This is a genomic window from Streptomyces sp. NA04227, assembly GCF_013364195.1.
Lineage (GTDB): Bacteria > Actinomycetota > Actinomycetes > Streptomycetales > Streptomycetaceae > Streptomyces.
On sequence record NZ_CP054918.1, the window covers coordinates 2,145,007 to 2,162,397 of the forward strand.

At 71.4% G+C, this 17,391-nt stretch carries 12 protein-coding genes and 1 tRNA gene; 3 read left to right on the plus strand and 10 right to left on the minus strand.

What is annotated here, in order from left to right; translation table 11 throughout:
- Positions 1-10: 10 nt before the first annotated feature.
- On the plus strand, positions 11-1,804 hold the full coding sequence (locus HUT18_RS08895; protein ID WP_176099350.1) for an FHA domain-containing protein: 1,794 nt from the start codon (positions 11-13) through the stop codon (positions 1,802-1,804).
- 133 nt (positions 1,805-1,937) lie between these two features.
- On the opposite strand, the gene HUT18_RS08900 is transcribed toward HUT18_RS08895, so the two are convergent.
- On the minus strand, positions 1,938-2,852 hold the full coding sequence (locus tag HUT18_RS08900) for a methyltransferase domain-containing protein (RefSeq protein ID WP_254878953.1): 915 nt from the start codon (positions 2,850-2,852) through the stop codon (positions 1,938-1,940).
- 407 nt (positions 2,853-3,259) lie between these two features.
- Here HUT18_RS08900 and HUT18_RS08905 point away from each other — a divergent pair, with 407 nt between their 5' ends.
- A complete protein-coding gene (locus tag HUT18_RS08905) occupies positions 3,260-3,673 on the plus strand; it encodes a globin (protein ID WP_176099353.1) in 414 nt (137 codons plus the stop codon).
- 113 nt (positions 3,674-3,786) lie between these two features.
- On the opposite strand, the gene HUT18_RS08910 is transcribed toward HUT18_RS08905, so the two are convergent.
- The 7 genes from HUT18_RS08910 to HUT18_RS08940 form a co-directional block, all read right to left on the minus strand.
- A complete protein-coding gene (locus HUT18_RS08910; RefSeq protein WP_176099355.1) occupies positions 3,787-4,506 on the minus strand; it encodes a hypothetical protein in 720 nt (239 codons plus the stop codon).
- The gene (locus HUT18_RS08915) at positions 4,503-4,973 is read right to left on the minus strand and encodes a thioesterase family protein (protein WP_176099357.1); all 471 of its coding nucleotides are present in this window, start codon (positions 4,971-4,973) and stop codon (positions 4,503-4,505) included. Before HUT18_RS08915 ends, HUT18_RS08910 begins: the two co-directional genes overlap by 4 nt.
- 6 nt (positions 4,974-4,979) lie before the next feature.
- Positions 4,980-6,644, minus strand: coding sequence for an energy-dependent translational throttle protein EttA (ettA, locus tag HUT18_RS08920; protein ID WP_176099359.1), 1,665 nt, complete (start codon positions 6,642-6,644; stop codon positions 4,980-4,982).
- A gap of 293 nt (positions 6,645-6,937) precedes the next feature.
- Entirely contained in the window at positions 6,938-8,302 is a 1,365-nt protein-coding gene (locus tag HUT18_RS08925; RefSeq protein WP_254878490.1) for a Cys-Gln thioester bond-forming surface protein, read from the minus strand.
- A 462-nt stretch (positions 8,303-8,764) separates the two neighbouring features.
- Positions 8,765-9,412: a single-stranded DNA-binding protein gene (locus tag HUT18_RS08930; RefSeq protein WP_176099362.1), complete on the minus strand. Its 648-nt coding sequence runs from the start codon at positions 9,410-9,412 to the stop codon at positions 8,765-8,767.
- Positions 9,413-9,549: 137 nt separating this feature from the next.
- The gene (locus HUT18_RS08935) at positions 9,550-11,343 is read right to left on the minus strand and encodes a YfjP family GTPase (RefSeq protein ID WP_254878954.1); all 1,794 of its coding nucleotides are present in this window, start codon (positions 11,341-11,343) and stop codon (positions 9,550-9,552) included.
- A gap of 1,017 nt (positions 11,344-12,360) precedes the next feature.
- Positions 12,361-14,100 carry a dynamin family protein gene (locus HUT18_RS08940; protein ID WP_176099364.1) on the minus strand — a complete coding sequence of 580 codons (1,740 nt, stop codon included), beginning with the start codon at positions 14,098-14,100 and terminating at the stop codon, positions 12,361-12,363.
- A 300-nt stretch (positions 14,101-14,400) separates the two neighbouring features.
- On the opposite strand from HUT18_RS08940, the gene HUT18_RS08945 reads away from it, so the two are divergent.
- Positions 14,401-14,473: transfer RNA gene (locus HUT18_RS08945), tRNA-Arg, on the plus strand.
- Between the two features lie 213 nt (positions 14,474-14,686).
- On the opposite strand, the gene HUT18_RS08950 is transcribed toward HUT18_RS08945, so the two are convergent.
- Together HUT18_RS08950 and HUT18_RS08955 are read right to left on the minus strand one after the other, a co-directional pair.
- Positions 14,687-15,685 carry a zinc ribbon domain-containing protein gene (locus HUT18_RS08950; protein WP_176099366.1) on the minus strand — a complete coding sequence of 333 codons (999 nt, stop codon included), beginning with the start codon at positions 15,683-15,685 and terminating at the stop codon, positions 14,687-14,689.
- Positions 15,682-16,971, minus strand: a complete 1,290-nt coding sequence (locus HUT18_RS08955; RefSeq protein ID WP_176099368.1) for a hypothetical protein — start codon at positions 16,969-16,971, stop codon at positions 15,682-15,684. Before HUT18_RS08955 ends, HUT18_RS08950 begins: the two co-directional genes overlap by 4 nt.
- Positions 16,972-17,391 lie beyond the last annotated feature (420 nt).

Genomic DNA, 17,391 nt, shown 5'->3' on the forward strand with positions numbered 1-17,391 from the left:
AGGCACCACCATGCCGACCTGCCCGAACGGACACCAGTCGGTCTCCGACGACTGGTGCGAGGTCTGCGGTCACCGCATGGCCGGAGCCGTGCCGCCGCCCCCGCCGCCCGCAGGGCAGCAGCCCGGGCCCTTCGACAACCGGGACAACTGGGCGCCGCCACCGCCCCCGCCCGGCGCGGGTTACGGATATCCGCAGCAGGGCGGCCCTGGTGGCCCGCCACCTCCGCCCGGTGCGGGCGGCCCGCCGCCGCCCCCCGGCATGGGAGGTCCGCCACCGCCGCCGGGAATGGGCGGCCCGCCGCCCGGCGCCGGTGACCGGCACCTGTCGGCCGTACCGGATCTGCCCGGCGAACCTCAGTTGTGCCCGCAGTGCCGCACGCCCCGCGAGGGTGGTGCGCCGTTCTGCGAGGAATGCCGCTGGAACTTCCTGACCAATACGGCCACTTCGTACACGCCCGCGGCCCCGAGCGCGCCGCTGCCCGGCTCGGGTCCCGGTGGCCCCGGTCCCGGCGGCCCGGGTGGTCCCGGCGGTCCCGGTGGCCCGCACCAGGGGCACCCGTTCCCGCAGCAGGCGCCGCCGCCCGGCCAGGACTCGTACGACTACCAGGGCTCCCGCCCGTCGCAGATGAATCGTCCCGCCGAGCAGATCCACGGCGGGCCGCCGCCCTTCGGTGAGCAGCCGGGTGGGCCGGGTCCGGTGCCGCAGGGTCCGGGTGGTCCCGGCCCGATGGGCGGACCGCAGGGGCCTGGTGGACCTGATGGTTTCCCCGGTCCGGGTGGGCCCGGCGGTCCCGGTGGGCCTGGGGCGCCCGGAGGGTTTCCCGGTCACGGTGGGCCTGGTGGTCCCGGCGGTCCGGGTGGGCCGCAGGGGCACGGTGGCCCCGGCGGACCTGATGGATTTGGTGGGCCCGGTGGGCCTCAGGGGCCCGGTGGCCCGCACGGTCCCGGTGGACCCGGTGGCTTCCCCGGTCCGGGTGGGCCCGGCGGTCCCGGTGGACTTGGTGGTCCGGGCGGTCCCGGTCCCGGTGGGCCGCAGGGCCCCGGCAACGAAGGACCGGGCGGACCGCAGGGTCCCGGACTCGGTGGGCCCGGTGGCCCGCAGGGACCTGGTGGCCCCGGCGGTCCTGGTGGCCCCGGCGGACCGCAGGGCCCCGGAGCCCCGCATGCCTTCCAGCAGCAGCCCGGACCGGGTGCGCCGTTCGCGCCGCCCGGAGCGGGTGCGCCGCCGCAGGGTGGTCCGGCCGGACCACCGCCGCCCGGCCAGTCGTTCGCGAACGAGGACGACTGGGTGCTGTCGCCGCCCTCGGCTCCCGCGAACGGCGGTGGCCCCGGGCCGGAGGGCTGGAACGGTCAGGCCGGTGCGCCCGGAACGCAGCCGCCGCAGTCGTACGCGCAGCCGGACAGCTGGACGGTCACGATCGGCCCCGACCGCGAGTACTTCATGGCGATGATGCAGCGCTCGGGTCCGGAGGCCTCGGGGCTCAACCTGCCCGCGTACTCCCCCGAGCAGCAGCGTCCGCTCACCGGCAACCAGCTCACCATCGGCCGCCGCCGCCACTCCACCGGTGATACTCCGGACATCGACCTGTCCGTACCGCCGGAGGACCCGGGCGTCTCGCACCAGCACGCGATGCTCGTCCAGCAGCCGGACGGGTCGTGGGCGGTCGTCGACCAGAACTCCACCAACGGCACCACGGTCAACGGCGGCGAGGAGCCGATCCAGCCCTTCGTGCCGGTCCCGCTCACGGACGGGGACCGGGTGCACGTGGGGGCGTGGACGACGATCACCGTGCGCCGGGGCTGATCCCGAAGCAACCGCGACGGCGACAGCGACAAGAACACCAACAACCGAAGGGCCATGGCCGCGGCGGATCTTCGCCGGGCCGTGGCCCTTCGGCGTTCGCCGACGGCCCAACCGCCGCCCCACACAGGGCTCTTCACAGCCGCCAGGTGTACGGCCCCTCCGGATCGTCCAGCCAGGCCCACTGCTGCTCGCCGTCCACGGTGAGGCCGAAGCGGTCGCGGGAGGGCGCGCGCTCCGCCTCCCAGACGGCCATCGCCTCCTCGGGGTCGAGGGCGCCCGCGCTGAGCTGGGCGAAGAAGTGGAAGCCTTCGTCGGCGAGGAGGCGCGCGGGCACCCCGGCGGGCGGTGCGCTCTCGTCGGGGCGCCCGGGCCCGCGCAGCGGCACGAAGTACGCGGGGGTCGCCAGGAAGCGTCCCTCCGCCCGGCCGGGGCCAAGGACGTCGAGGGCGGCGAGGCCGGTCGCCACCGGCGAGACGATCCGTGCCCCGGGCGCGCACTGCGCCGGCCAGGCCGGCGGGATGGCGGCCAGCGAGCAGGTGGCGATGACCCGGTCGTAGGGGGCGCGTTCCGGGCAGCCGAGGAAGCCGTCGCCGGTCACCACGGTCGGTGCCCAGCCCGCCGCCCGGAGATGGCCGCGCGCGGACTCGGTCAGCTCCTGGTCCAGATCGACGGTGGTGACCCGCTCCTGGCCGACCCGGGCCGAGAGCAGGGCGGCGTTGTACCCGGTGCCGGTGCCGATCTCCAGGACCCGGTCCCCGTCGCGCACCCGCAGTTCGGTGAGCATGCGTGCCATCAGCGAGGGCTGGCTCGCGGAGGAGAGCAGCTCCCCGTCGCGTACCCGGGTGGCCAGCGCCCCGTCCGCGTAGGCCCCGCGCAGCCAGCGGGCCCGCCGGTCCGGGTCGGAGTCCTCGCCCCACAGCCGCTCGAACCCGTCGTCGGCGCCGACGTAGTACCAGGGCACGAAGACATGACGCGGTACGGCCTCGAAGATCCGGCGCCACTCCTCGCCGCCCTCGAAGGCCCCGCTCGACTCGATGCCCCGCACCATCTCGGCGCGGATCCCGGGAGCGGCCGCCTCCAGTTCCTCGTCGGCCAGGTACCGCGCGTACGGCTGCGTACCGGGGGCCTGTGGTCCGTACCTGCCCATGCCTCCACTGTGCGGCGACGGCGGGCGGGACGCGAGACCCCGGGCGGCGCCGGTCGCGGAGCGCGGTCCGGAAAATGGGGGAAGTCCTAGGGCCTTTCGTTTGGATCTGGTCGGTCTGGTCGACGGTTCCTTGCGTTCGACCCGAGCGGGGTCTGGTGCGTGCAGCTGCAAGGCGGAGGATTGAGTCGACGCGGAGCGTCGGCGATTGACGACAACGCCGCAGATGTGCGTGCCAGACCCCGCGCCCCCCGGCAAGATCCAAACGAGAGGCCCTAGGTCCGGGGTCCTCGTACGGCCCATCTGAGACCATGGACGGTGTGAATGAGATTCCGCGCGGCACGCTTCAGGAGCAGACCTTCTACGAGCAGGTCGGCGGCGAGGAGACTTTCCGGCGCCTGGTGCACCGTTTCTACCAGGGAGTTGCCGAGGACCCGGTGCTCCGCCCGATGTACCCGGAGGAGGACCTCGGCCCGGCGGAGGAGCGCCTCGTCCTGTTCCTGATGCAGTACTGGGGTGGTCCGACCACGTACAGCGAGCAGCGCGGCCACCCGCGGCTGCGGATGCGTCACGCACCGTTCGTCGTCGACCGCGCCGCGCACGATGCCTGGCTCAGGCACATGCGTACGGCGGTGGACGAACTGGGCCTGTCGGAGGAGCTGGAGCAGACCCTCTGGAAGTACCTGACCTACGCCGCCGCGTCGATGGTGAACACCGCCGACTGAGCTCATACGTCAACCGAATCCGGCGGTGACACAGCGCGCTGTGTCACCGCCGTTTCGTCTGTCATGGGCGCCGCGTCCGCACTGCGTCGACGTCGCGTCGGCGTCGCTCCGGTTCAGGCCTGCGGCCCGGTCCCTCGTACCGGCATCACGTTCAACTGCCCTGCCCCGGACCGGCGGACCGCCACCGAACCGTGGGCGGTGCGCAGTCGCAGCCAGGGACCGGCCGCGAGCAGCGCGAGGCGGGAGTCCGCGTGCTCGGTGGGTGCGGGGCGCAGGAAGCCGAGTGAGTGTGCGGCGTGCGCGGCGCGCAGCGGCAGCGGGGTGTCGCCGAGGGGGCGGGACCAGATGTCCTGGCCGATCCGGTCGAGTTCCTCGCGGGTGCGCTGTGCGGGCGCCAACCGCTCGGTGCGGGACCGGAATTCGGCGACGACCTCGGCGACGGCCGTACGCAGCGACTCGGCCGGAGGCAGCCCCTCCAGCTCCCGCCAGCCGCCCCGCGGCGGCAGGATCCCGGCCCAGCCGGGGCCGGTGACCGGGTGCGGGACGAGTGCGGTGGCAGCCTGTTCGTCGATGTGCTCCAGGAGTTCACCGGCGGAGGCCGTGATGTCGAGGGCGGCTTCGAGGCCGTGCTCGTACGGCTTCGCGAGCCGGGCGGTGCGGATCGCGAGCACCTGGAAGCTGGGCGGGCGGCCGAAGACGGCCATGGTGGTGCCGGTGGCCTTGAGGCGGACCGCCGCGCCCCGGTCGTAGTGCAGCAGCCGTGCCAGGAAGGCGGCGAGATCCGCCGCCTCCCCGGCATCGGGGAAGTGCACCAGGGGCCCCAGGGCCGTCATGCGACGCGTGCTCCCACGCCGTCGCCCGAGTCGTCCAGGTACTTCTCCAGGAAGAAGCGCTCCTCGTCGGTGATCCGGCGGGGACGCTGCCTGCTGAAGTCGAAGGGGACCACGACCGTGGAGGCCCGGACATAGACCGTGTTCGGCTCGTCGGAGTCCGGCAGGTCCTCGTCCGCACGGTCCTTGATCTCGTACGCGATGGTGAGCGAGGCCGCCGAGATCCTGGTGACCCAGGACTCGACGACCACGGGCTCGTGCCGGTGCACCAGCGGACGCCGGTAGTCGATCTCGTGGCGGGCGACGACGGAACCGCCGGAGAACGACTCGGAACCGTTGCCCGGCGCCAGCCGGAACATGAAGTCGATGCGGGCCTCCTCCAGATAGCGGAGGAACACGACGTTGTTGACGTGGCCGAACGCGTCCATGTCCGACCAGCGCAACGGGCAACGGTAAAGGTGACGAGCCACGGACACTCAGCCCCGGGTCAGCTTCTTGTAGGTGGCACGGTGCGGACGGGCCGCGTCCGGACCGAGCCGCTCGATCTTGTTCTTCTCGTACGACTCGAAGTTGCCCTCGAACCAGAACCACTTGGAGTCGCCCTCGTAGGCGAGGATGTGCGTCGCCACCCGGTCCAGGAACCAGCGGTCGTGGGAGACGACCACGGCGCAGCCCGGGAAGTCGAGCAGAGCGTTCTCCAGCGAGGACAGGGTCTCCACGTCGAGGTCGTTCGTCGGCTCGTCGAGGAGCAGCAGGTTGCCGCCGAGCTTGAGGGTGAGCGCCAGGTTCAGGCGGTTGCGCTCACCGCCGGAGAGCACACCCGCGGGCTTCTGCTGGTCCGGGCCCTTGAAGCCGAAGGCGCTGACGTACGCGCGGGAGGGCATTTCGACCTGGCCGACGTTGATGTAGTCGAGTTCGTCGGAGACGACCGCCCACAGCGTCTTCTTCGGGTCGATGTTCTCGCGGCTCTGGTCGACGTAGCTGATCTTGACCGTGTCGCCGACCTTGATGGTGCCGGAGTCCGGCTCCTCCAGGCCCTGGATCATCTTGAACAGCGTGGTCTTGCCCGCGCCGTTGGGGCCGATGACGCCGACGATGCCGTTGCGCGGCAGCGAGAAGCTGAGGTCGTCGACGAGGACCTTGTCGCCGAACGCCTTGCTGAGGTTCTCGACCTCGACGACCACATTGCCGAGCCGGGGGCCCGGCGGAATCTGGATCTCCTCGAAGTCCAGCTTCCGCATCTTCTCGGCCTCGGCCGCCATCTCCTCGTAACGGGCCAGTCGCGCCTTGGACTTGGCCTGCCGCCCCTTGGCGTTGGAGCGGACCCACTCCAGCTCTTCCTTGAGCCGCTTGGCGCGCTTGGCGTCCTTCGCGCCCTCGACCTTGAGACGGGTCTGCTTGGTCTCCAGGTACGTGGAGTAGTTGCCCTCGTACGGGTAGGCGCGGCCGCGGTCGAGTTCGAGGATCCACTCGGCGACGTTGTCCAGGAAGTACCGGTCGTGGGTGATGGCCACGACGGTGCCCGGGTAGCGCGCGAGGTGCTGCTCGAGCCAGTTCACCGACTCGGCGTCGAGGTGGTTGGTGGGCTCGTCGAGGAGCAGCAGGTCGGGCTGTTCGAGCAGCAGCTTGCACAGCGCGACGCGGCGGCGCTCACCACCGGAGAGCTTGGTGACGGCCCAGTCGCCGGGCGGGCAGCCGAGCGCGTCCATGGCCTGTTCGAGCTTTCCGTCCAGCTCCCAGGCCTCGGCGTGGTCGAGCTCCTCCTGGAGCTTGCCCATCTCCTCCATCAGCGCGTCGGTGTACTCGGTCGCCATTTGCTCGGCGATCTCGTTGAACCGGTCGAGCTTGCCCTTGATCTCGGCGACGCCCTCTTCGACGTTCCCGAGGACGGTCTTGCTCTCGTCGAGCGGAGGCTCCTGGAGCAGGATGCCGACGGTGTAGCCCGGGGAGAGGAAGGCGTCACCGTTCGACGGGTGCTCAAGACCCGCCATGATCTTGAGGACCGTGGACTTACCGGCACCGTTGGGTCCCACGACGCCGATCTTGGCGCCTGGCAGGAAGTTCAGGGTGACATCGTCGAGGATCACCTTGTCGCCGTGCGCTTTACGCGCCTTGCGCATGGTGTAAATGAACTCAGCCAAGAGAAACCGTCCGGCAGCTTGTTTCCTGCAGTGTCATGAGCGACTCCGCCGTATGAAGGCAGACGGACTCCATACTGCCGTACCGGCCACCTGCGGGGGAAACCGCCTGGTAGGGGGCAGCGGCACACCAACTTCGATGCCGCCACGGAAGGCGGCACCCTTACGGCAAGTGACAATCCAGTGCCGCTGGGTGACCCTTCCGCGTCTGGCTGTGGTGCCGTACCGCCCGGCCCTGCACGCGAATCGTCGACTCGCGTACGGGGCGGGCGGGTAGCGGGCCGCGGCCGGGAGGCTCAGTCCTCGGCCGAGCCCTCGGACTCCGGCTTCCTCTTGCGTACGAGGAAGACCGCAGCGCCGCCGAGGACCACAAGCGCGACCGCGACGCCCGCGATCATCGGGGTGGAGTTGGAACTCCCCGAGTCCGCCAGGTCGGTGTCCAGGGCGGTGCCGCCGACCGAGGCCGGTTCGGGGCCGGAGGCGAGCTGGGTCGTGGTGTCGTCGGGCGGCACGACGCCCTGGGTCTTGCAGTCCAGGACGCCCTTGAAGCGCTTGGCGAGGCCGTTCGGGCCGGTGACGGTGAAGTCGTAGGCCTGGTCCTCCTGGAGCGGGACCGTCACGGTCTGCGACTTCCCGGCTTCGATCACGTACTTGAAGCCCATCAGCGCGAAGGTGAAGTCCTCGTCCCCCTTGTTGACCGCGGTGATGTCGACGCCGCCGCTCGCGCAGTTCTTGCGCGCCGACAACGCCGGGACCGCGCCCGATGAGGCCCAGCCGACGGTGGCCGTCGCGCTGACGGTCGACTCGCTCGACCCCGCGAGTATCTGGGTCTGGCTACGGGTCTCCGAGGTGAACGCACGCCCCACGGGCACCGTCGTGGACGCCTGCACGGTGAGTGCCGTACTGCCGTCCATGGCGTCCTTCGGCACGTCGAGGTACAGCTTGCTGCCGTCGCGCGCCGAGGTCACCTCCTTGCCGCGCCCGTCGACGACCCGCACCCCGCTGGCCGCGGAGTCGGCGGGCGGCATCACGCTCACACTGTCCGCGTTGGTACGTACGGTCACGGGCCCGAGCCGGTCCCCGGGCTGCCCCGAGACCGCGGCACCCTCCAGGGCGAGCGAGGCCTTCGGCTCGGCGAGCCCCCGCGCCTTGCGCTGAAGGTAGTCGGCGAGCTTCTCGGCGTCCGGATCGGTGGCCGTGACGTCGGCGCCGTCGGAGTAGCGCCAGATCGCGACCTGCGTACCGGCCGCCGCGTCCTCCTCCGTCAGGCTCCGGGCACCGGCCTTCTTCGCCAGCGCACCGAGATCGTTCACCTGCGGATAGGAGTTCTGCAGGATCCAGCGGATCTTTCCGGAGTTCCGGTTGGCGTGCAGCGAGGTGCCGCTCCAGGCGGTCTCCTGGTACTTGGCGTCCTTCTGCGTCGGGTTGTGCAGGTCGACGCAGTAGGTGAGCAGGGAACCGCCGTTGTCCACCACCATCTCGAACAGTCCGGCGGATATGCGCTGTTGGCGTCCGTCCGCCCGGACGACGGCGTCACCGTGCGTCCGCAGACCACCGAGGCTCGCGGTGGCTCCGCCGTGGTTCTGCGGGTCCTCCTGCGCCGCCGCGGCGCCCGCACCGGCGGCCACCGCGCCTCCCGCCACAATCGCGGCGGTGAACACGGCCGTGACTCTGCGAGCGGGGCGCCGGGGAGCCTCGACGCACGGCGTGGCGCCGTTCGTGCCGGGTTGTGCGCATGCCGCCGAGAACGCAGAAAACACAGAATTCCCCTCCAGGTGGGCGCCCTTGGCTCGGGCTGGTCATACCCACCAGCAGAATCAGCTGCCCCGTGAACCTCTTCCGGCATCCTAGGAGCGGGGCTCCGACCCTTGCCCGCTCTTGACCTGACACAACCGATCCGAATCGCAATCGTTACCGCAGGCAGGTGTGCCGAGCTGGCCTTATCGACAAAGCCATGGACTCAACAGCCCCCGCTCACCGCCCGATTGACGACCTCTTCGCACGGATGGCACGGATCGCACCTATCGCACGGAATATTTCCTTCCGTAAATCTGGAATTGCCCCTTCCGGTAATTCTCGTGAATCGACGGCGCGACGCTCAGGAGTACCCCTGACCGCGCCTGTCATGTAACCGCCGCGGGTTCCTGGTACTGCGGAGCCGCCACCGTGAAGTCCGGGTCCGGTGGCGCCGCCATCGGATGTGCCGTCAACTCCCCTGTCGTACCTTCGACTTGCCCGTCCGCCAGGCCTGGCCCGGCAGGCGCGCCGGCCGGTACCGGTGTCCGCGCGGGTGCGGGCGGTTGCTCCGGCCAGGGTTGCGCGGAGTGCGGCTCCTGCCAGGCCGGGGACGGTGTTTCCTGCCAGGAAGGGCCGGGGGGCGGCTCCTGCCAGGAATGCGCTCCCGGCGCCTGTTCCGACTTCACCCGGCGGAAGGCGGCGGTGCCGCGCGACAGATCGTGGCCGATGGCGGTTGCCTCGATGTCCGCCGAGGACCAGTGCTGGCCCCCGCGTTCGTCGCGTCGCACCTTCAACTTGCCCTGCACCACGACGGGTTCACCCACGGACAGCGAGGCCGCCGTGTTGACCCCGAGCGAACGCCAGGCCCAGACGGTGAAGAAGTTCGTGTGGCCGTCGACCCAGGCGCCCTTGGTGCGGTCCATGTGCCGGGCTGTGACCGCGAGCCTGAAGCGTGTGACCGGGCCGGTCGGCATCTCCCTGTGCACCGGCGCCGTCGCGACGTTCCCGGTGACGCTCACATAGGTCTCGTTCATGTCCTGTCCTCCCTCGAACAGCGCCACCGGTACGCCGGTGACGCCCGCGGACGACGACGGGCCCCTTCCCGTCCGGCTCCGTCCGCGCTCTGTGCACAGACTGCCTCGACAAGAAGGGGCCCGCTGGGGGCTGTGGACTACCGCCGGGTTGTGGACAACTCGCCCACCCGTGAGGGTGGAACCGTGCCGCTGGGAACCTTTCCGGCGGCTCGTGCGTACTGCTCCCGCACCTCCCGGTAACGCAGCAGTTCGGCGGCCACCGGGTCGAGCACCCGCGCCCGGCCGCAGGCCGCGGCCGCCTCCCGCAGCCGCCGCTCCGCCTCCGCCCCGTATCTGCGGGCCGGTCCCCGGGCGGCGATCCGGCAGATCCACTCGACGCACGGCCCGGTGGCGATACCGACGACCATCAGCAGCGCGGGCACCCCCAGATTGGGCGGGCACACCTGGGCGATCTGGGCCAACAGCCAGAGCGCGCCCACGACTTGGAGCAATGTCATCGCGGCTTGTGCGAGCACCGCGGCGGGCCACCAGCCCGGCCTGGGCGGGGCGCCCTCGGGCTCGGCGCTCGCCGCGCTCAACTGGTCGAGCGCCTCGGGCATACCGTCCGCCCCGCGTGCGGCCGCCTCGCGCACGGCCTGCGCCCAGGGCGCCGGAAGCCCTTGGGACGCCTGGTCCGACAGCGTGCGTACGGCCTGCTCGACGCGCTGCCGCGCGGTGGCCTCCGCCTCGGCCGGATCCGGGGTGCTCTCCTCGGCCGGCGGCGCCTGACGGCTCCTTGCCCACTGCCAGAGCCTGAGCCACGGGGTGCCGCAGGCCCGGCCCGCGTTGCGGCGCCAGGCACGCTCGGCCGTCTGCCCCGCCGCGTGGGCGCCCACGGAGTCGGCGAGCAGCGCGCCGAACTCCTCACGGGTCTCCTCGCTCAGTCCGACGCCCGGACCAGGCTCGTACATGGGCCGCAGTCCGGCGGCCGCCGCGTCCAGGTCCGCGGCCACCCGCCGCGCCGCCGCCTCCCGTTCCCGTACCAACTGCCCCAGGCAGTCGCGCAGTTCACCGATCCCGGTACCGGAGAGCGCCGAGACCGCGAGGACCGCGGCCCCCGCCTCCCCGTGCTCGCCGAGCGCGACGCCGTCCTCGTCGAGCAGCCGCCGCAGATCGTCGAGGACCAGGTCCGCGCTCTCCCCCGGCAGCCGGTCGACCTGGTTGAGGACGACGAAGGTGACCTCGGCGTGCCCGGCCATCGGGCGCAGATAGCGCTCGTGGAGCATGGCGTCCGCGTACTTCTCCGGGTCGACGACCCAGATCACGGCATCCACCAACTCCAGGACCCTGTCCACCTGTTCACGGTGTTCCGGTGCGGCGGAGTCGTGGTCGGGCAGGTCTACCAGGACGAGTCCGCACAGGACTTCGGCGTCCGGGCCCTGTACCGGCTTGCGGCGCAGCCGGGCCGGAATGCCCAGCCGGTCCAGGAGCTGACCGCCGCCCTCGCCCCAACTGCACGCCAACGGCAGGGCGGTTGTCGGCCTGCGGACACCGGTCTCGGAGATGTTCACCCCGGCGAGGGCGTTGAAGAGTGCCGACTTGCCGCTGCCGGTGGCCCCCGCCACGGCGACCACGGTGTGCTCGCCGGACAGCCGCCGCCGCGCGTCGGACTCCTCAAGGACCCGCACCGCCTCCCCCAGCTGATCCGCGTCCAGCCGGGCCCGGGACAGCCCCACGAGCTCCCGCATCGCCTCCAGGCGTCCCATCAACTCTCCTGTATAGGCAAGCCCGTTGCCCTCACGTCCACGCAACCCGCCGCCACTGCCCGCGGCCCCGCCCTCGTCGCCACCCTCCGGCGTACGCCGCGCGATCAGCCCGTCGTCCCATACGTCCAACGGGTCGCTGTCCGCATCCGGCGCGGAGGCCACAGGCGCCACTTCGGGCTCAGCCACTTCCTCGGTAACCGCCTCGCCGACCACATCGGCCACCGCCTCGGACACCTCGTCCCGCCGGGACGTCCCGCCCCCCTCGTTCCGGTCACGGTCACGTTCACTGCCACTGCCACGGTCGGTGTCGTCCGTAGTGGCGTTCCCGAGCGGCCGGTACTCACCGAAGGGGCCGAACAGCGCGCTCTTGCCGGGGTGTTGGCGGGCGCTGTGCGCAGGGCGCGGGGCGGCTTCGGGCGGGGTCTTGTCGTGCCGGGTCCTGTCGTGCTGGGGGGTGCCGTGCTGGGTCGTGTCGTGCCTGGCGTTGTCGTCCGTCAGGTGGTCGCGCCTGGGCTTGTTGTCGCTGAGAGGGGTGACCTTGGGGGTGTCGGTGTCGGTAATGGTGTTGGAGGGCACGGGGACGGGAGCGGGGGTGCGGGCATCCGCCTCGGGGGCGGCGTCGCTGAGCTTTTCGTCTCCGGGGCCGTCGTTTCCGGGCCCGTCGTCTCCCAGCCTGTCGACTCTGGAGTCGCCGAGTCCGGGGCTGTCCTCAACTTCGGCTCCCACAGGCTCCGTTGCGACCCCGGGCTCCTCAGGCCTCTCGGGCTCTTGAGACTCCTCGGTCGCCTCAGGGTGAGCAGTCACCGCCGCGATCACCGGTTCCTGCGACTCCTGACCCCCTACGTGTGCAAGGTCCAAGGGCGCCGAAGGCTCAAGCTCCGCCTCCGCCTCGTACTCACCCTCATACCCGTACTCGTCTTCGTACTCGTATCCGTACCCGTCCTCGTATTCGTGCCCGTGGCCGCGCTCACGCTCGCGCTCATGCCCGGACGCCCCCTCCCTCTCCCTCTCGGCCTCAACCTCGCCCTCACCCGAGTCCTCGTACGCCCACAGCCCTTCGTGGTGTTCCTCGGGGCTCGTGGTGCGGTCGTGGGGGCGGGGGCCGTCGACGTGGCGGTCGCCGTGTTCGGGGCGGTCCTGGTGGTCAGGGCGGTCCTGGTGGTCGGGGCGCTCCTGGTGATCCGTCAGGGCTGTCACCGCGGTTCACCTCTCCTTCTGCAGTACGGACAGTGCGGCGATCAGCCCGGCCTGGGGCTCGGGGCGTACGTCGAGGGCGTCGAGGGGGGCGAGACGGCGCTCGCGTTCGGAGTGCAGGACCTTGTCGACGTACTCCGTGAGCAGCGCGGTCCCGCGGTCGCGCAGGCGCAGGGCGGCGAGCGCGCCGATCCGCTCGGCGAGCGTCTCCCCCGCCGAGCGGGCGCGACGGCCGCCGAGCAGTCCGGTCGCGAGCAGCGCGGCGACGGTCTCGGAGTCGGGGGCGGTGCCCTTGTCGAGCAGCCGCACCTCCTCATCGGCGTACTCCTCGACGACCCTGCGCCAGCGCCGTACGGCCAGGCCGATGCGGTGCTCGGCGCCCGCCGGGTCGGGGTCGCGCACCGTCAACCCGGCGGCGCCCGCGGCGGGTTCGTCCTGCCAGGCGTCCGCGATCCGCTCGTCGGCCGCGGTCACCGCGCAGAGCAGGACGGTGCCGAGGCTCTCGACCACCGCGTCGAGGAGTTCGGCGGGCTCGCAGTCGACGGGGTAGCTCTGCCACCGTTTGAGGGCGCCTCCCGCGAGGACCGCGCCTTCCTCCACGCGCTCGCGTACGCGGGCGAGTTCGCGTTCGTAGGCGTCCTCGACGGCTCCGGTCAGGCGCAGGGCGGCGGCGTACTGGGCGGCGACTGCCGAGGCGAGTTCGGGCATCCGCGCGGCGAGGGAGTCGATGGCGCCCTTGGCGGTACGGGCGAGTGCCTGCTGTCGCGCGTGCGGGTCCTCGGCCCGGTGGGCGAGCCAGGCGCGCAGCGGGGCGACCGCGGTGCCCGGCAACAGGCCCCCGTTGCCCGCGGATTCGGGCAGTTCGGGCACGGTGAACCGGGGGATGTCCGCCAGTCCGGCCCGGTCGAGCAGAGCGCCGTACTGGCGGGAGACCTCGGCGAGCACCTGGTGGGGCACCCGGTCGAGCACGGTGACGATGGTCGCGTCGTGCTCCTTGGCGCTGCGCAGCAGATGCCAGGGGACGGCGTCCGCGTAGCGAGCGGCGGTGGTGACCATGACCCAGATGTCGGCGGCGCAGATCAACTCGGCGGCCAGTACGCGGTTGTGGGCGACCAGCGAGTCGATGTCGGGGGCGTCCAGGAGCGCGAGCCCGCGCGGCAGGGTGGCGGCGGTCTCCACGCGCAGGACGCGGTCGTCCTCGTTCCCGGCCGGGCCGCCCTCGGCGTCGAGGAGGTCGGCGAGGCCGGAGAGTCCGTATCCGCCCGCCGGGAGCCGTCCGCCGAAGCCGCCCGCGGCGGGGCGGCCGTCCTCGCCGGGGCCAGCCAGTCCGTGCCCGGCACCGGCCTCGGCACCGGTCGGCACCTCCTGCTGCGGCACCCACACCCTGGTCAGGTCGGGCAGCACGCGCAGGCTGCTGAACCAGTGGTGGTCGTCTGGGTGGCAGACGAGCACCGGGGTGCGGGTCGTCGGGCGGAGTACCCCCGCCTGGCTGACGCGCCTGCCCACGAGCGAGTTGACCAGCGTCGACTTGCCCGCCCCGGTGGAGCCGCCGACGACGGCGAGCAACGGCGCCTCGGGCGCGCGGAGTCGGGGTACGAGGTAGTCGTCGAGTTGCGCGAGCAGCTCGTCCCGGTTGGCACGGGCTCTCGGCGCGCCGGGCAGAGGCAGCGGAAAACGCACCGCTGCGACGCGTTCCCGCAGTTCGCAGAGCGCTTCAAGCAGCTGAGGCCGTACATCCAAGGTCACCACATGCGAAGAATGCCCAATTTTGCTGGCTTTCTGAAGCATATGGGCGCTCCTGCGCGCCGACCGGACGCATCAGGGGTACCGGCGGAGCCGCGACAGGCATAACGACTGCACAACACCCGCCACAACAGGCGCGAAAAGCGATGCGCGATTCGCACCCGCCTGCGATTATCGGGACCGCTTCACCGAACCTCCACAACGTGGTGCGGAGGCGAAGCAAACGGGATGACGACCATGGAGCTCTATCCTTGGTCCCCGACAACGGGCGCGGCCTGCTCACAGACCGCCGTCCGAGCGTCACCGGCCCCCGTAGCTCAGTGGATAGAGCAGGCGCCTTCTAAGCGCTTGGCCGCAGGTTCGAGTCCTGCCGGGGGCGCTCTCTTGTGTACTGGTCAGCCCGCCGGGCGACCACCCCGGCCCGTTCTGCGATGCGGACGAGATCCGGGGTGACACCGGCCAGGATCGTGACGTGCTTCGTGACGTGCTTCGAGGCATTGCTCCCGGACGATGCGACCGGCACTCCCTGCGCCCGCGCCGGGCGCGCGACCTCCGCCCTCGCCGCCCGTACCGGCCAACGCGGCGAAGTGCGTTACCTCTGGAGGAAAGCCAGCAGCACGTCGCGCTCAGGCTGCTCGAAGTGCTGCTCGATCGCCGTGCGGACCGCCCCGGGGACGACCTCGGCGATGTCGGCCAGAACCTGCCTCCTGAGCGCGGCAGGGGCCCATACCGAGGCGTAGACGAGGGTGTCGACCCACTCCGGGTTCGCGTGGATCAGCGCGCCGCTGTGGGCCCAGAGCCACTCGGGGTCGTAGTCGCGGAACGTCAACGGGCTGTCGCTGGGGCCGATACCGGCGAGCGCGAGTTCCTCGGTCAGGCCGAGAGCCGGTGCGTCGACAGGGGCGCCGGTGTCGTCGACGATCAGCAGCCGCTCGTGCAGGAGCAGAGCCGCACCGTCGAGCAGCGAGGACGAGGGCCGGCGCGGGTCAGGGGTCGTGTTCAGCCACTCCCGGCGCCCGGCCACCGAGCCCGTCAGGAGTTCGGCCCCCGCGGCCTCTCTCTCGTTGGTGAAGAAGTCGTAGGCCGCCCGCACCAGGCGCGGGTCCTCGGCGCTCAGCATGCCGGCGACCGCCCGGCTCAGCGCCGTCCGTTCGGCGCCGAGAAGACGGTGGAGCCGGGTGATCCACCGTGCGTACAACTCGACGCCGGGCGGCTCGAACGGCGGACGCAGGGCCGTCTCGACGACCAGAGCGTCCCAGTCGGTGGCGGTCTCCAGCGCTACGCCGTCCAGTACGGCGGGGAGTTCGAAGTCGGGGTGCCCGCCGCACACCCAATCGGTGAACGCCGGGTACAGATCATCCGTTTCGGCCCCGATCCGGTAACTCCAGACCGTGTCCCGACGGTGGCATCCGCAGGTGTAGCGCCGGTGCTCCCCGTCCGGCAGCACCTCCGGCCGCACCGGTTCACCGCAGCGTGTGCAGCGCAGAGCGTTGCAGCCGACAAGGGCGGCCCAGCCGAACTCGAACGGCTCGGTCGGCAGCCAGAAGCGCGCGCCCACCAACTCGGGAAAAGGACCGCAGAACCTCGTCATGCCCCGGTCCCCGTCCTGGCGGGAGCTGTCTCCCCGGGGAACTTGCCGTCCTTGCCGCAGGCGCGCAGCTCCTCCTCGGTGAGAGGCTTGACGTTCCGGTAGATCTCCTGCGTCGGGTCGTACTCACAGCCGAACGGCTCGGCCGCGGCCATGATCTCGACAAGGGTGTGATGGCTGGCCCCGACGAGGAACGCGATGGACGCGAGCCGGGCACCGTACTTGTCCGCGCCGAGCGCCGTGGCGGCGCTCATCATCGTGTTGGTCGTGCCCGAGGGCCCGCCGCCGAGCGGGAGGCTGAGCTTGCGCTGCGCCGCTACCCAGGCGTTCTTCTCGTTGATCATCCAGACCTTCGCGCCGGCCGCCCATTTCAGAGCGTCCCGCTCCTTGTCCCATCCGGGATCGTCCTTGGTGTGCACCGCATTCTGCCGGTCACTGAACTCCAGGCCGGTCTGCGCCACCGTGTGGTCGGTGCGCCCGGTCTCGCCGGGTTCCCGATCCGGGTGCAGTGCCTTCAGCACGTCGTTGCGCCGGACGCGCGCGGCGCCCTGGTGGTGCACCGCCGAGTCCGGCGGAAGGGGCGCGATGTCGCGGGTGGTGACGGACTCCGGGCCCTTGCCGTCCCGCGCCATCGCCCGGCGACGATCCTGCAGGAAGGGCATGTTCAACTGGGCCTCCTTCATGCGCTCGTCGATCTCCGTCCGCTTCGCGGAGCCTGCGAGGTCCCGGGCCAGCACTTCGGTGAAGAAGCGCACGATGTGGGTGTACCGCTCGCTGAGATTGCCCTCGTCGAAGACGGCCATGACGTCGTCGACCGCGGTGCCGACGAAGCCCGACTTCTCGACACCTTCCTGACCGACGACCTTGAAGATCTCGGCCAGTCGCTGATCGGCGTGATCCCATGCGTCGCCCACTCCGCTGCGGATGTACGCCTTGGCCTTCGCGGCCATAACGGCCATGGCGCCGTTGGCGGATGCGTGCGAGGACGCCTTGGCCGCGAGTTTGCGCTCGAACGCCATCGCCTCCGCTTCGAACGCCGGATTGGCGGCCTTCGACTGCCCGCTGGTGTTGGCCCCCAGAGTCAGGCCCTCGTCGTCCATACGCTGGACCATCAGCGCGGCCACCGCGCGGTTGCCCGCACTGGTCTGCATCCGCTGCACCACGGCACGCGCAGCCTGCGGGCGGTCGGCGGTCTCCCCGCCCGTGTCCCGCTCCCGCGTTCCCGACTGCCCGGCGCGCTGGAGCATCTCCGCCACGGCCCTGTTGCCCATACCTCGTTGGAGGGCCATCAGTCCCGGCAGGGGCTGACCACCCCACCCTGCTCGTGCATGAGTCGACGGAGCGCGGCTGGTCTTGTCGTCGTCCCGCTGGTGACGCATAGCTCCTCTTCTCGCAGGCGAGCACCCGGTAACGGGCCATCGATGCGCTCAGGCAGCCTATTTCCGGACCACACTTCGGACTACGTCCCAAAGGGCACAGTCCGGTGGCTTCATGGGCAGAGCCAGAGGGTGCCGGGGTCCGCCGAAGTCGCCGCGACGGCGAGAGCGAGCGGCCCCGGGCGGAGGAACTCCCCCCTCCTCATCACCGACCCGACAACTTCAAGTCCCAAACCCCGTACGAAGGTTCCGGTTCGGGGGACTTGGTGCAGCAGGTGTGCCTGCGGGAGCCTCGTTTGTCACGTGTTCGCCGCAGCGGACGGCTTGAAACCG

What these genes read in the sequence shown, in the direction of transcription:
- HUT18_RS08950 (WP_176099366.1), bottom strand. Translation starts at nt 15,685, where the DNA reads ATGACGAGGTTCTGCGGTCCTTTTCCCGAGTTGGTGGGCGCGCGCTTC.
- HUT18_RS08910 (WP_176099355.1), bottom strand. Translation starts at nt 4,506, where the DNA reads ATGACGGCCCTGGGGCCCCTGGTGCACTTCCCCGATGCCGGGGAGGCG.
- HUT18_RS08895 (WP_176099350.1), top strand. Translation starts at nt 11, where the DNA reads ATGCCGACCTGCCCGAACGGACACCAGTCGGTCTCCGACGACTGGTGC.
- HUT18_RS08955 (WP_176099368.1), bottom strand. Translation starts at nt 16,971, where the DNA reads ATGGCCCTCCAACGAGGTATGGGCAACAGGGCCGTGGCGGAGATGCTC.
- HUT18_RS08930 (WP_176099362.1), bottom strand. Translation starts at nt 9,412, where the DNA reads ATGAACGAGACCTATGTGAGCGTCACCGGGAACGTCGCGACGGCGCCG.
- HUT18_RS08905 (WP_176099353.1), top strand. Translation starts at nt 3,260, where the DNA reads ATGGACGGTGTGAATGAGATTCCGCGCGGCACGCTTCAGGAGCAGACC.
- HUT18_RS08900 (WP_254878953.1), bottom strand. Translation starts at nt 2,852, where the DNA reads ATGGTGCGGGGCATCGAGTCGAGCGGGGCCTTCGAGGGCGGCGAGGAG.